This window comes from Flavobacterium branchiarum, assembly GCF_030409845.1.
GTDB lineage: Bacteria > Bacteroidota > Bacteroidia > Flavobacteriales > Flavobacteriaceae > Flavobacterium > Flavobacterium branchiarum.
This window is the reverse complement of the sequence record NZ_JAUFQQ010000003.1, coordinates 482,586-494,801: the sequence shown is the minus strand read 5'-3', so window position 1 is coordinate 494,801 and position 12,216 is coordinate 482,586. Positions and strand designations below refer to the sequence as shown.

Here is a 12,216-nt window from a genome sequence, read left to right as displayed (position 1 = left end):
ATAGTAAGGTTATGAAAAAACTAAGAGCAAATATGGACAGGTACTTTGACAAACTGGACGAACGCTGGCGGGCATTGCCCTTGCGGAAACAGCACCAATACACACTTTACTTTTTTGTGGGGTATCTACTGCTTACGGCAGGGGTCATTTGCAAAGTATGGTACGATACCTCAAAGTCCGGTAACGATATGGTCATTGAGCATATCGAAAACCCTGTCCTCAAAAAAAGTGAAAGCCCTGCAAGATTGCAGGACACATTATCAACAATTCTAAAAAACAAGATTTATGAAAGAAAATGAGAACAAAAAGTCGGTTGTTCGGGTAACGGAAGGGAACCAGGCAGCAACCGCTGATGTACCGCAAGACGGTACACAGAACAAAGCCGAAAAGCTCAAAAAGCCGCTCATCTTTGGCTTAATGGGAATTGTCTTCGTAGGTTGTATGTACCTCATATTTAAACCATCCGCAGACAAAAAGGAAATCGAGAACATCGGGCTGAACGATGCAGTACCAGAGGCTACCGGAGCAGGAATGCCTGCCGACAAAGGCAAGGCTTACGAGTTGGAAATGCTGGAACGCAAAGAGCAAGAAAAACGCAATGCACTTACCACGCTTTCTGACTATTGGAATACTGAAGACAAAAAAGAGCCTAATGATGAATTTTCCGAAGAAGACGAAAGCAACAGCTATGGCGGTGGCAGAGGTTCGGGCAGAAACGGCAATCCGGCATTGAGCAGTTACCGCAATGCACAAAGCACATTGGGTTCATTTTATCAGGATAACAACTCGGAAACAACAGAACTCCGCAGGCAATTGGACGAACTAAAAGAACAATTAGCCGAGAAAGATGTGCCTAAATCTGTAACCGTTGATGACCAGCTTGCCCTAATGGAGAAATCCTACCAGATGGCGGCAAAGTATCTGCCAACGGGTACAAATTCGACAGAAGCTCCACCTGTTAAAAGTGCAGGTACAGCTACGACCGGTTCAACTCAAAAAGAACATTTTGTAGCGTTTACACCGACAAGGAAAAACACCGTTTCCGCTTTGTATCGTGAGCCTACGGACAGTGCCTTTTTAGCCGATTGGAGCGAAACAAGAAACCGGGGCTTTTATACCGCAGGTTCTATTGAGCAAACGGCACAACCGAAAAACAGTATCAAAGCCTGTGTACACGATGCACAAACGGTTATCGGCGAAACAGGGGTACGATTGCGATTGTTAGAGCCAGCCCAAACGCCCGGGCGTACCATTCCAAAAGGAACGATTGTAACAGCTAATGCCAAATTTCAGGGTGGACGATTACAGCTAAAAATTACCTCCGTAGAATTAGAGGGCAACATCATTCCGGTTGATATTACTATTTACGATTTGGACGGACAGCAAGGCTTGTACGTTCCGTATTCGCCCGAAATGAACGCCCTTACCGAAATGGCGGGCAATATGAGCCAGACTTCGGGAACAAGCATAATGCTCACGCAGAATGCAGGACAACAGGTTGCTGCTGATTTAAGCCGTGGCGTGGTACAGGGTGTTTCGGGCTATTTCGCCAAAAAGGTAAGAACCCCAAAGGTTACGCTAAAAGCGGGGCATCAGGTCTTCCTTGTATCTAAAAAATAATGTTGAACTCAAATAATTTAAACAATGAAAAATCATTTAAAAACCTTTTGGGCATTTGCCCTGATACTCGGCTTTGCCGTACAATCTTTTGCACAGGATAGTGCAAAAACTCCGCTTGCATTAGGCAAGATAGAACCGTATAGAATGGAAGTTACCTACGATAAAACTTCACATCTTATTTTTCCGACCGCCATTCGTTATGTGGATTTGGGAAGCGAATACCTGATTGCAGGAAAAGCGGAAGATGCGGAAAACGTGTTGCGTGTAAAAGCATCGGTAAGGGAATTTGAAGCGGAAACCAATTTTTCCGTAATCACGAATGACGGACGTTTTTACAGCTTCAATGTATATTACAGTGGGTATCCCGATGCGTTGAGCTATGACCTGCTTACGATGCAAAAGGCGGTAGATAAAGCCAACGGAAACGATGTGCTTTTTGAAGAATTGGGCAACAATTCGCCATCATTGGCAGGCTTGCTTTTGGAAACCATTTACAAAAAGGACAAACGTATTGTAAAGCATATCGGGGCTAAGAGTTTCGGTATTCAGTTTATCCTCAAAGGCATTTACATACACAACGGCAAATACTATTTCCATACGGAATTGAGAAACCGTACCAATGTGCCGTTTCAGATTGATTTTGTGAATTTCAAAGTGGTGGATAAAAAGGTAGCCAAACGTACCGTAGTGCAGGAACGCCCGATGATACCGCTTAGGACTTACAAGCCACTGGACGACATTGCCGGAAAAACAATCGAACAAAACGTCTTCCTGTTAGACCAATTTACCATTGCCGATGACAAGGTACTGCTGATTGAGATTTTCGAGAAAAACGGAGGCAGGCATCAAACGCTCCAGATAGAAAATTCCGACTTAATCAAAGCCCGTTTGATTAACGATATGCACCTGAAATTTTAATAACCTTTTAAAGTAAATAATATGAAAAAGTATATCTATACCGTGATGCTCATCTTTATGGCCATCACGGTCGCACAGGCACAAAGAATGTTACCTAAACAGAAAGGATTGGAAGTGAGTACGGGTGTGCTGTCCAATGATAAAATCGGTGACGATTATTACATCAGTGCAGCAATGACCGTAAACGGCAAAAATGGTAACTATCAGCTTTGGGCGTTGGAATACACGCACCAATACCACGATTATAAAGACCTCCGCATACCGCAGGAAACTTATACCGCAGAGGGCGGTTACAGCTTCTTCCTCTTGGGCGATGCCCGTAAGAACATCACGCTGAACTTCGGAATAACAGGTGTAGTCGGTTACGAAAGTATCAACCGTGGCGAAGCAATGTTGTATGACGGAGCAAAAATTTTGAGCGAGGATAATTTTATCTATGGAGCAGGCGGTCGCCTCACTTTTGAAACGTATCTGTCCGACCGTTTTGTGTTAGTCCTGCAAGGGCGTACAAAGGTTTTGTGGGGTACAGACTTGGAACAGTTCCGACCGTCCGCAGGCGTGGGATTAAGGTTTAATTTTTAAAACGTAAAAACAATGATAGCAATATTCAATAAATTCAGGATAGGATTAAGCTCAATATATGTACTCTTGGCAATCCTCACAGCTTCGGTTACGTTGGTATCTTGTAGCAAAGACGATGAACTCGAAATACAGAACGATTTCCCTTTTGAGGTCAAAGTAATGCCTGTACCCAAAGATGTTGCCAGTGGGCAGACCGTAGAGATACGGATTACCATACAGCGAACAGGCAATTACAGCAATACGCAATATTTTCTCCGCTACTTCCAATTTGACGGTCAAGGCACATTGCGGTATTATGACGAACCACCGTATTTGCCAAACGATTTGTATTCGTTGCCAACGGAGCAGTTCCGGTTGTATTACACTTCGGCATCTACCGTTTCACAATCTTTTGATGTGTGGATTTCAGACAGCTTTGGGAATGAAAAGCAGTTGAGCTTTCAGTTCAACAGTAGTGATTAATGCTACTTATATAAAAGCAAAACCGACTGTTACAGGTCGGTTTTTTGCTTTTCAGCTTTCGGTGTACGTTGTTTTTTGTTTAAATTTACTTGAATTATAATCTTAACGGGTATGGATACAGTTACGGCTCAATTGGTGTTTGGTATTATTGTTATCGTTATTGCGATAGTGCTTATTTATTGGATAAACCGCAGGAAATTTTACAGGCGTAATGGTATGGGTGCAGAGGGATTTTCGAGTTTTGAAGCATCTGTATTTACCCGTTTTATAGAACGTATCGGCAAATGGATTGCCTATGCTTTAATTGTTGTCGGTATTGTCTGTATATGGACTTACAGCCAAATGAAAAAGGAAAAGGAACTGCAAAAAGTGGAGATACAAAACCCTCGATAATCAATCTGCTCATTCAAGTTGCCACTTAAGATATTTGTATAATTTTGTAGTATCTTAAACAGCTTTAGGCAAAATATAATTTGAATGAAACTACGAATTGAAAATTGGATTGATAATAATAATTTTTCAGAAGATGTAAATGTACTATTTACAGATGCCGTTACTTGCTATAAAGCTGGAGCGAATAGAGCCTCATTATTATTTTCATATTTGGCTTTTCTGACGATACTGAAGGAAAGAATAATTGGAGGAACTAAACCAAACTTATTTCCCCAAGGGGAATGGGACAAAATAATCTCAAAATTACAAAATGAAGACTTGTGGGAAGCAAGTGTATTTGATTCAACTCAACAACAAGAAAAAACTGACCAGACTACAAAAGAACGCACTAAAGACCCAATATTTAACCTTAATGACAATCTACGATTACAAATAAAATATTGGAAAGATAGAAGGAATGACTGCGCTCATTACAAGGATAATATTATAGACACTTTTCATATTGAGGCTTTTTGGGCATTTATAGAGAGTAATATGTCCAAAATAACAATAGAGGGTGGAATGCAATCTCTGATAAATAAAATTCATAAACATTTTGACCCAACTATTACTCCACCGGATAAAGACATTTCTCCATTAATTCAAGAGATTGAATTTTCAGTAGAAAGGTCAAAATTGAAACATTTTTGGGAAGCATTATTAAATAATGGAGAATGGGATTTCGACTTATCTATAAGGAAACAGGAACTAATTAGTAAAAGTTTAGAGGTAAATAAAGGTTTTGTAAACGATAGTTTGATTGCTATTGTCAAAGCCAATAAGTATTATTTAAAAGACTTTCTGTCGAACCATCCTGATAAAATTTTGAGCTTTAATTTTAATGAGGAAGAAGTCCGAAAATTTTGGAAAACACAATTAACTTCTTGCAACAACATTTTAGGATTATATACTTCTTTTTTAAGAAATGGTTTAATCCCACAAAATGAAATAGCAGAAGCAAATAAAACTATATTAAATGCTATAAGAGAATATTCTCCAACCATCAATGAGCATCAGATATTATCAGGAAATGGCATCTTAGATACTTTTAAACAAGTGATTTTAAACAACATTAGTTTTATTGGGTATAAGTCATATTTATGGGTAAACGATAGAGCTGATATTATTTCCGGAATAATCAAAAATTGCCCGTCCGATAAGGATATAATTATGAGATTAGTTGAGCACTATAATCAACGAGATAATTCTGATTGGTTATTGGAAAGATTTAATAATATATTTATTGATGGTAGTACCATTACCATTGAATATAAAAATATTTTGCAAACTGATAATGTAGAGATACCAGAGAAATTAAAAAAATACTTTGCTTAAATATTGTGAATAAGCAATATCAAATCGGATAGCCAAAAGGTTATCCGATTTTTTGTTTACAGAGGTAGTAAACCGCCAAACACTACCTTTCAACGCCAATCAATACTACATTTTCCAACCCTGTAACACCCCTTAATATCTTCGACTTCCACAGAAAAAATGAGCAAAAAATGGAAGTTATCGCAATACAAAAATCCGCATTGGACGGAATGAAAAATGAGCTAAGGGAAATTTTGGAAATGACCGAAAATGCTGTACGGAAATACACGCCGATTTTCAAAGAAGAGCAATGGCTCGACAACCAGGAAGTGTGTTTGATGATGAACATTACCAAACGGACTTTGCAGACCTATAAGGACAAAGGCTTATTGCCATATTCCAAACTGAACCGCAAGAATTATTATAAACGCTCGGACGTACAGGCTTTACTCGAAGCCGGACAGCCGTACAATACCAACGACAATGGATTTACTGACGAATGAAACGGAAGAAATCATCGCCCATCAGGAAATGATAATGCAGTTGAGAAACCGTATTGAAGAAATATTGAAAAACTACCGTCCTGTAATGAACGGAGAAATATACTTGTCGGGCGAAGATGTATGCAAGCTGCTCCATATCAGCAAACGGACTTTACAGCAATACCGTGACGATAATATCCTGCCGTTTATACAAATTGGGGGCAAGATAATCTATAAGGAAAGTGATATTCTGACCGTCTTAGAACAGAACTATATAGCCAATGACAGACATTGCTTGTAATTAATTTTGTTCTGACTATGTTTCAACGGAAGGACTTTAGTATATTTGCTATGTAAAATATAACAATACTTAAAGTGTTTTTGCTTTAGGTCTTGGTACTGAAAACTGGTAATTTTTTGTATCCCCAAGACAATAAGTAAGAACGCTCACGTCATAGGCGTGGGCGCTCGCTTATTCGGGGATTAAGGCGTACCAGTGCCTCAGTATCGGTAAGTGTGGTTGCCTGCGCTTCTTTTTTTTGTGCAGGGCTACATCAACTCAAAAAAGTAATGATATGGAAACTGGTACAGCACAAAAAAAAATTACCCTCGCCTTTATCAATGATAAAAGCCCGATTTTGGATTTGACCTGCAACGACCTCGCTGCTTCAGGAATTGAAGTATCGTTCCGCTCTGAAAACATTGAAGACGGACTATCCCAATTATCAGCATTAAAAACACTCCCCAACGTTTGTATTATTGACCTTGATTTTTACAATAAGAATGTGCTGGCACAGCTTCAAGAATTGAGAACACAATATCCAACCATTAAACTGATTGCACATAGTGATATTGATGCAGAAAAAGCCGTAAAATCTCTTTTAGAAATCGGTTTTGCAGGTTATCTGCTCATAGGTAGTGATGTGGACGATTTTAAAAAAGCTATTGATGTTGTTACCAATGGCGATAGATATTTTAGTGTGGGAGTAGCGGAAATTACACAGGAATATTTCAGCAATAAGTAACGTTCCAATTATAATAGTGTAAAATATCTGTTCTAATCAAGCGGCGTTCTTTTGCTTCTTTTCTTTGGTCGCTTATGTGAAAAGAAAAGAAGTCACTGCATACCTAATCATTGGGATAATGAATATCCCATACAATAATGTCGCAACCTGTTTGGTAAAATGTAAGGAAAGGGAATTGCGCAGGAGTGCATTTTAACAAAGGGGTTGCACCGATTTGATGCAAAAAGACTGCCCCGACCATCGGGAGGATCTGTCTTTTTGCCGCCCGACTTTTCGGGTCAGGCGACTTTTATCGGGTGGGTGCGGAAGTCTTTCAGATTGTGAAAAAATCCTTTGTATTCGGTCATTCCCCTGCGGAACAAGTTCCACAACAAGGAACAACCCATTTGTGTCAATGATGAATTGATAAACAAGTCCTGGTGTTCCAACGCTTCGGCAAGTGAGCAACTTGGCGTGTTGTCCTCTTGTTCGGATTGCTTCAGCAATTCGCCAAATTCATCGGTAACAAATGGCAGGCTTGCCACCGTTTGGTATTTCTCTGAATTGGGTTGCTTTATCTCTCCGATAGTAGATAGTAGCACTTGTCCTGTATCTTGGCTGTTGCCAAAATCCAACCAATATTTTGGTTCATCTTGGTAGTGTCTGCGGTAACTTATTTCTTTAAGAATTTCAGCAACACCAAATCTTGCCTGTACATTATCCACACAAGTAATAGTAATGATTGCCCTTGCTTTTTCGGGCATTCTGCCAAACTTATCCTTTTCAAATTTTACCGTTTCGGCTTTCCAATTTGTACCGATGCAACGATTGATACGGTTTATCAGAGCAACGGATTTATGCAATCCTGTTTCGCATTCAAAAAATCGCTGTCTGCCTAAATTGGCATTCGTGATAACATCATCGTCCCAAAGGCGGACTTGCAACCCTGCGTGTCCTAATGCTATCAAGCTCTCGTTAATTTCCATTAAAGCGGTCAGTACCTTAGAGCCTGTGCCACCTGCTCCGATAAGGTTTACCGAAATCGGATTGGTCGGATTGAGCAGATAATTGTCCGTAAAATGGATTGCTGTTTTTGCTGTATTCATCACAATAGATTTTTAAGGGTTTTGTTATTCTTTTTTAATACTTCTTTCGGAAAGGGTTTATCTGTGCTGATAAGGTCTTTCCAAAGGTTTACAATGTTTTTTTTCGTCAAGTTTTCGCATAATGAATGGCTGAAATAGGAATTGAAAAAATAATGTTCCCACGCGCGGGTAAATTCCTCAACCGAAGCCGAATTTTTAATGTCAATACTAACAGTACCCATACATACGTTGCCCTTTTCGTAGATATTGAAAAATGGGACGTAATGCAATGGCGTTTTCTCGGTAGGTCTTCTGTCGCTTGCCAAAGCAAATACAGTAAGACTGCTTTTGCTCGCTAACCAAAGCATTGGTGGTACTTGTGCCTTTCCGTTGGGTATGCCCAAACTATCTACAAAATACAGTTGTCTTTGCTGTGCTTTCGTGTACCATAGCACCGTACCTTTTTCGCTCGGACTGATATGCAGAATATTGGTCGGCAAAATTCCATTTGGCTTTAAAAAAGCTGTGTTCTTTTCTTCATCGGTCTGTAAAGCCTTTGCCAATACGTTGGCTTCTTTTACTGTCAATGGGTGGGCATTGGTAGGCGTTCCGTTGCTATCCATATCGAAATGCTCCACGTACATTGCTGTATCTGTGCCTTTGGTTTCGTAGAATACCAAAGCGGATTTTGGATAATACAATGTACCGAAATCTTTGGTTATGTCGTTTACGGTGTTCATTTTTCTGTTGTTTTATAGTCATACAATAGGGTACAGAGGTCGTCCAATACGGCAAACAGACGGTTCTCAAAATCGAGGTTATTTGTCTTTGTTTTACTGCCGTCAAAGGATTTGCAAATGGTCGGTTCTTCCAATACTCCGCACTCGTTAAACTCGTTGTTGATGCTGTCTTTAAGGCTTTCATATAACCAACCTTTGGTATCGGAAATAAAAGAGATATACTTTTCCATTCCGATTGCTTCGGTTTCGTAATCATCATTATAGGGGTCTTCTTCGGGCAATGGTGCATTTCTGAAAATGGGTGCGTTCGGATATTCCGTATAAAGGGCAAAGGCATTACAAGCTATCTGCCAACATTTCCTGTCGAATATATCAACGCTTTTAAATCGGCTCAAACGCTGTTCAAATACCTTTAAATTGATACGGTTAAATAGCTTCTGTTCTATATTATCGCCAATATATTCTGCATTTCTTAACTCACTTTTATACGTTTCGGTTTCGCCCGTTTCTTCGTCCTGTTCTACCCAATCTTTATGCGTTTCATATAGCCAATACAAATAGCTGTCTTCTTGCCTGTAATACGGTACATCGGCAATATGGTACAGATAACTGCATACTGATATTAAAAGCTGTGCAGTCTTTTTACGCTTCGGGTCTTTGAGCATTTTAAAGAGTGGTGCAATAGGAATATAATACAAGGTTGTGCCTGTATTGTATCGTTCCTCACTTGTGAAGTAGGTTTTCTTACTGTCCTGTAGCAATTTGAAACTATCCCAATTGATATTGGTACGTTTTACTTTGGTTTCCACATCCCACATAGCCAATGCCATATTGTAGGGAAAATCAAAATCTTGGGTCTGCATTGGCTCAATGCTGTAATGTTCGGCAAGTCGGGAAAGGGACTTGTAAAAATCCCTCTCCGTTTTCTGACAAGCCTGTACGGATTGTGCTGTTTTCAGTTTAGGCAGAAACGTACACTTTAGAATACCATTGGTAGCATTGCTATCGGTACGGATTTCTGCTTGTCTTTCTGCACTTGGTTTGCGTCCTTTGGTCTTTGTAGCCAATTTGCGAACCCGCCCAACTGTCGGTGTAACTGTTGTTGTCGTTTCTGTTCGGGTATGCTGATAATTCCCGATATGATATTGCGTTGCATAATTCATCGTTTTATAATTTTTGTTTAACCTTTCGTACCCATTACGCTTTCAAATTTGTACTCTACCACATCATCTTTGATTTGCGGTGCGGATGCTTTTGCTGTTGTCAAAATCGGGTACATATTGGCGTAAAAATTCATTACGGCTTCCACGCTCCAACGTGGTTCTGGGTCGGTCAATCTGATGTCCTGTCCTGTATCATTGAGGATAAATACTCGCTCTAATTGGGTTGCTAATAACATAATGGTCGTTTTTAAGTGTTAATACTGTTCTTCTTCGTCCGCTTCATCAATAGGATAATCGGCAGTAACTTCTTCCTCTTTTTGCGGTTCGGGTTTTGCTTCTTCCATTGCTCCGAAAAGGCTTGGTGTGGCAAACTTGTCGGACAATGATGTTTTACGTTTGCGTATCTCGTCCGCTTTTTCGGGGAACTCCGTTATATCGGGTACTTTTATCCACGCTTCACGGAATTTGCCCTCTTTCTCCAACTCGTCAGCCTTTGCCATAGCATCTTTAAACTTCTTGTCTTTGGCTTCTTTCTCCTTTTTGGCTTTCTCGGCTTTTTCCTTTTCTATTGCGGAATGCTTTTTAACTTCTTCCAATTGCTTTAGGAATTTTTCCATATCCACCATTAAGCCCGATACCTTTTGTATAGGTGTTGTTATCTGTTCAAAAAATCCCTCGTCAAACTCTTGGGGCGTGGCATTAAAGGTCAATGGGGGAATACCGTTTTTGGCACTATCTCCGCATTCTTCGTTGTTGAGCAATACAGTTACAATTAAGTTGCTTTCTATTCCTTTTGAAATGTTCAGTTGTAAAACTCCTGTAAAGTCCAACTGCTGTATCTGATTGAAAAAATTTGTGTTCATTGTTCTAAAATTTTAAAGTTTCGTCTAATCGTTTTTTTATTGCTTTTAGTTTCTCGTACATATCTGCCCAATAGACTTTTTTCCTTTTATCGAACTCGGAGAAACTTTTATCCTCGTGGCGGTATTCTTTGTATTGCCTTGCTATTTTGATGGCTTCTTTGAGGTTTGTTATTTCAATGGGGCAACTGTTCAAATCTGTTACTTGCATAGCTTTATGAGTGTGATTTTTCAGCGGTATAAAATCCATTTTCATAATAGCCAAATAGCTGTTCCCAAAGTCGTATTAGGCTGTCGGTATCTACATAGAAATACTCGGTTCTACTGCAATAGATGATGTAAATAGCTTCATCCCTGTATTGCGTTTCAAGGCTCTTGTCTTTAGCCATACTTTTTGCTTCCTCTATTGTTTTTGCTTTCATATCCGTTGTTTTATAAGGCTACCACCGATTAAGGCGGTAGCCTGTTGTTATTTAATTAAGGTTTAGGATTTCCGCACCATCTAAGGCAAAACCACTACACAATTCAAATGCTTTTTGTGATTTGAGTTGGGCAGTACCACCCAATACAATGCTCTGCAACTTGGCTTCATCGTTCTTATAATTTCTTACGTTCTGATAGTAGCCTGTAACAGCGTTGTACGCTCCGAACAATGTGCCTTTGGTAGTGTCCATTTGCTGTGTATCGCTTATCATTGCATACGCAAAAGCATCCTCAACGACATTTTTGAACACAGTGGAAATTTCATCTTCCGCACCTTTTTTGATGAGGTCAAGCGTTTCCTTGTTTGGGCAAAGTGCCAACTGTATTAGCTTTCTTACCTCTCGGTCTGATACCTTTACTTTTGCCCATTCGTTGAAAATGCCCTCTAATTGGTTGCTCAATGTGTTGGCAAGTCCCATAATCTTGTGAGCGTTCTCGATACGTTGTTTTGCCCCCGAAGTGTGCTTGATACGGACAACATTGGTCATACTGCGTAACGAAGCGTTTAAGGTATTTTGACAAACAATTCTGATAGGTGTAAATGCGGCTGTGATACTTCCGCTACCATCGTGCGAAGTGGTTAGGAAAATGTACTTTTCCGTAACGTCATCCCCTTTACCTACTCGGATATAGTCGGGCAATTTGGCTGTGATAAAAATACGTTCTCCGTTGCCTAACGCTCCTGCGGTTTCGTACAGAATGCCCTCGCCACCGCCTACAATCGCATCAAAGAAATTAAAGGCTTCACGGTTCTGTACAATGTGGTAATCCTTGCCGACTACGCCCAATACTGCATTGTTATCGGTGCGTATGTTGGCGAAATAGTTGGGTACTTCTAATTCGCTACTGCCTATCTCTATGCCGTTGGCAGTTTCGATAATGCCCGAACCTTTGGTAAATAGTGGAGATTTTACGACTTCGTAATCTAACCCTGCGTATTTGATAGCTTCCTCGCTTGTCGGGTATTGCTCCACGATTTGTCCCAAGTTGTGCCACGCTTTTTGCTGAACGCTGAAAAATGAATAACGTCCTGTTCTCTCGTTGAAATTGATATTATGTGCCATAATACTT

The 12,216-nt window shown here is 40.0% G+C and carries 18 protein-coding genes; 10 read left to right on the top strand and 8 right to left on the bottom strand.

Annotated features, from left to right (window positions below):
• Positions 1-11: 11 nt before the first annotated feature.
• The 10 genes from QWY99_RS02645 to QWY99_RS02600 all read left to right on the top strand — a co-directional run bounded on the left by QWY99_RS02645 (position 12) and on the right by QWY99_RS02600 (position 6,835).
• On the top strand, positions 12-299 hold the full coding sequence (locus QWY99_RS02645) for a hypothetical protein (protein ID WP_019974903.1): 288 nt from the start codon (positions 12-14) through the stop codon (positions 297-299).
• Positions 286-1,620 (top strand): conjugative transposon protein TraM, encoded by a 1,335-nt coding sequence (gene traM / locus QWY99_RS02640; RefSeq protein WP_059333823.1) that lies wholly within the window; start codon positions 286-288, stop codon positions 1,618-1,620. The genes QWY99_RS02645 and traM overlap by 14 nt, the downstream gene beginning before the upstream one ends.
• A gap of 24 nt (positions 1,621-1,644) precedes the next feature.
• Entirely contained in the window at positions 1,645-2,538 is an 894-nt protein-coding gene (gene traN / locus QWY99_RS02635) for a conjugative transposon protein TraN (RefSeq protein ID WP_290261050.1), read from the top strand.
• A gap of 21 nt (positions 2,539-2,559) precedes the next feature.
• On the top strand, positions 2,560-3,120 hold the full coding sequence (locus QWY99_RS02630) for a conjugal transfer protein TraO (protein ID WP_290261048.1): 561 nt from the start codon (positions 2,560-2,562) through the stop codon (positions 3,118-3,120).
• 12 nt (positions 3,121-3,132) lie between these two features.
• Positions 3,133-3,582: a DUF3872 domain-containing protein gene (locus QWY99_RS02625; RefSeq protein ID WP_059333826.1), complete on the top strand. Its 450-nt coding sequence runs from the start codon at positions 3,133-3,135 to the stop codon at positions 3,580-3,582.
• A 111-nt stretch (positions 3,583-3,693) separates the two neighbouring features.
• Entirely contained in the window at positions 3,694-3,975 is a 282-nt protein-coding gene (locus tag QWY99_RS02620) for a hypothetical protein (RefSeq protein ID WP_019974907.1), read from the top strand.
• Between the two features lie 84 nt (positions 3,976-4,059).
• Positions 4,060-5,349: a hypothetical protein gene (locus QWY99_RS02615; protein ID WP_059333827.1), complete on the top strand. Its 1,290-nt coding sequence runs from the start codon at positions 4,060-4,062 to the stop codon at positions 5,347-5,349.
• Between the two features lie 170 nt (positions 5,350-5,519).
• Positions 5,520-5,831 carry a helix-turn-helix domain-containing protein gene (locus QWY99_RS02610; protein ID WP_019974909.1) on the top strand — a complete coding sequence of 104 codons (312 nt, stop codon included), beginning with the start codon at positions 5,520-5,522 and terminating at the stop codon, positions 5,829-5,831.
• The gene (locus QWY99_RS02605; protein ID WP_019974910.1) at positions 5,812-6,111 is read left to right on the top strand and encodes a helix-turn-helix domain-containing protein; all 300 of its coding nucleotides are present in this window, start codon (positions 5,812-5,814) and stop codon (positions 6,109-6,111) included. Before QWY99_RS02610 ends, QWY99_RS02605 begins: the two co-directional genes overlap by 20 nt.
• Before the next feature lie 274 nt (positions 6,112-6,385).
• Positions 6,386-6,835, top strand: coding sequence for a response regulator (locus QWY99_RS02600; protein ID WP_290261040.1), 450 nt, complete (start codon positions 6,386-6,388; stop codon positions 6,833-6,835).
• A gap of 278 nt (positions 6,836-7,113) precedes the next feature.
• On the opposite strand, the gene QWY99_RS02595 is transcribed toward QWY99_RS02600, so the two are convergent.
• From QWY99_RS02595 to QWY99_RS02560, 8 genes are read right to left on the bottom strand one after another with little or no spacing between them, the layout of a single operon-like run.
• Complete coding sequence (locus tag QWY99_RS02595; RefSeq protein WP_059333829.1) at positions 7,114-7,920, bottom strand: PRTRC system ThiF family protein; 807 nt, start codon at positions 7,918-7,920, stop codon at positions 7,114-7,116.
• The gene (locus QWY99_RS02590; RefSeq protein WP_059333830.1) at positions 7,920-8,639 is read right to left on the bottom strand and encodes a PRTRC system protein B; all 720 of its coding nucleotides are present in this window, start codon (positions 8,637-8,639) and stop codon (positions 7,920-7,922) included. Before QWY99_RS02590 ends, QWY99_RS02595 begins: the two co-directional genes overlap by 1 nt.
• Positions 8,636-9,802: a hypothetical protein gene (locus tag QWY99_RS02585; RefSeq protein WP_059333831.1), complete on the bottom strand. Its 1,167-nt coding sequence runs from the start codon at positions 9,800-9,802 to the stop codon at positions 8,636-8,638. The genes QWY99_RS02590 and QWY99_RS02585 overlap by 4 nt, the downstream gene beginning before the upstream one ends.
• 17 nt (positions 9,803-9,819) lie before the next feature.
• Positions 9,820-10,038 (bottom strand): PRTRC system protein C, encoded by a 219-nt coding sequence (locus tag QWY99_RS02580; RefSeq protein ID WP_290261035.1) that lies wholly within the window; start codon positions 10,036-10,038, stop codon positions 9,820-9,822.
• An 18-nt stretch (positions 10,039-10,056) separates the two neighbouring features.
• Positions 10,057-10,665 carry a PRTRC system protein E gene (locus QWY99_RS02575; protein ID WP_059333833.1) on the bottom strand — a complete coding sequence of 203 codons (609 nt, stop codon included), beginning with the start codon at positions 10,663-10,665 and terminating at the stop codon, positions 10,057-10,059.
• A gap of 4 nt (positions 10,666-10,669) precedes the next feature.
• A complete protein-coding gene (locus QWY99_RS02570) occupies positions 10,670-10,873 on the bottom strand; it encodes a hypothetical protein (protein ID WP_059333838.1) in 204 nt (67 codons plus the stop codon).
• 4 nt (positions 10,874-10,877) lie between these two features.
• Positions 10,878-11,084, bottom strand: coding sequence for a DNA-binding protein (locus tag QWY99_RS02565; protein ID WP_078674659.1), 207 nt, complete (start codon positions 11,082-11,084; stop codon positions 10,878-10,880).
• Positions 11,085-11,135: 51 nt separating this feature from the next.
• Positions 11,136-12,209, bottom strand: coding sequence for a DUF932 domain-containing protein (locus QWY99_RS02560; RefSeq protein WP_078674660.1), 1,074 nt, complete (start codon positions 12,207-12,209; stop codon positions 11,136-11,138).
• Between the last annotated feature and the right edge of the window lie 7 nt (positions 12,210-12,216).

Coding starts and splice junctions, on each gene's coding strand:
- QWY99_RS02580 (WP_290261035.1), bottom strand. CDS start 10,038: ATGTTATTAGCAACCCAATTAGAGCGAGTATTTATCCTCAATGATACA.
- QWY99_RS02595 (WP_059333829.1), bottom strand. CDS start 7,920: ATGAATACAGCAAAAACAGCAATCCATTTTACGGACAATTATCTGCTC.
- QWY99_RS02615 (WP_059333827.1), top strand. CDS start 4,060: ATGAAACTACGAATTGAAAATTGGATTGATAATAATAATTTTTCAGAA.
- QWY99_RS02600 (WP_290261040.1), top strand. CDS start 6,386: ATGGAAACTGGTACAGCACAAAAAAAAATTACCCTCGCCTTTATCAAT.
- QWY99_RS02625 (WP_059333826.1), top strand. CDS start 3,133: ATGATAGCAATATTCAATAAATTCAGGATAGGATTAAGCTCAATATAT.
- traM (WP_059333823.1), top strand. CDS start 286: ATGAAAGAAAATGAGAACAAAAAGTCGGTTGTTCGGGTAACGGAAGGG.
- QWY99_RS02560 (WP_078674660.1), bottom strand. CDS start 12,209: ATGGCACATAATATCAATTTCAACGAGAGAACAGGACGTTATTCATTT.
- QWY99_RS02585 (WP_059333831.1), bottom strand. CDS start 9,802: ATGAATTATGCAACGCAATATCATATCGGGAATTATCAGCATACCCGA.
- QWY99_RS02565 (WP_078674659.1), bottom strand. CDS start 11,084: ATGAAAGCAAAAACAATAGAGGAAGCAAAAAGTATGGCTAAAGACAAG.
- QWY99_RS02630 (WP_290261048.1), top strand. CDS start 2,560: ATGAAAAAGTATATCTATACCGTGATGCTCATCTTTATGGCCATCACG.
- QWY99_RS02645 (WP_019974903.1), top strand. CDS start 12: ATGAAAAAACTAAGAGCAAATATGGACAGGTACTTTGACAAACTGGAC.
- traN (WP_290261050.1), top strand. CDS start 1,645: ATGAAAAATCATTTAAAAACCTTTTGGGCATTTGCCCTGATACTCGGC.
- QWY99_RS02620 (WP_019974907.1), top strand. CDS start 3,694: ATGGATACAGTTACGGCTCAATTGGTGTTTGGTATTATTGTTATCGTT.
- QWY99_RS02575 (WP_059333833.1), bottom strand. CDS start 10,665: ATGAACACAAATTTTTTCAATCAGATACAGCAGTTGGACTTTACAGGA.
- QWY99_RS02610 (WP_019974909.1), top strand. CDS start 5,520: ATGGAAGTTATCGCAATACAAAAATCCGCATTGGACGGAATGAAAAAT.
- QWY99_RS02605 (WP_019974910.1), top strand. CDS start 5,812: ATGGATTTACTGACGAATGAAACGGAAGAAATCATCGCCCATCAGGAA.
- QWY99_RS02570 (WP_059333838.1), bottom strand. CDS start 10,873: ATGCAAGTAACAGATTTGAACAGTTGCCCCATTGAAATAACAAACCTC.
- QWY99_RS02590 (WP_059333830.1), bottom strand. CDS start 8,639: ATGAACACCGTAAACGACATAACCAAAGATTTCGGTACATTGTATTAT.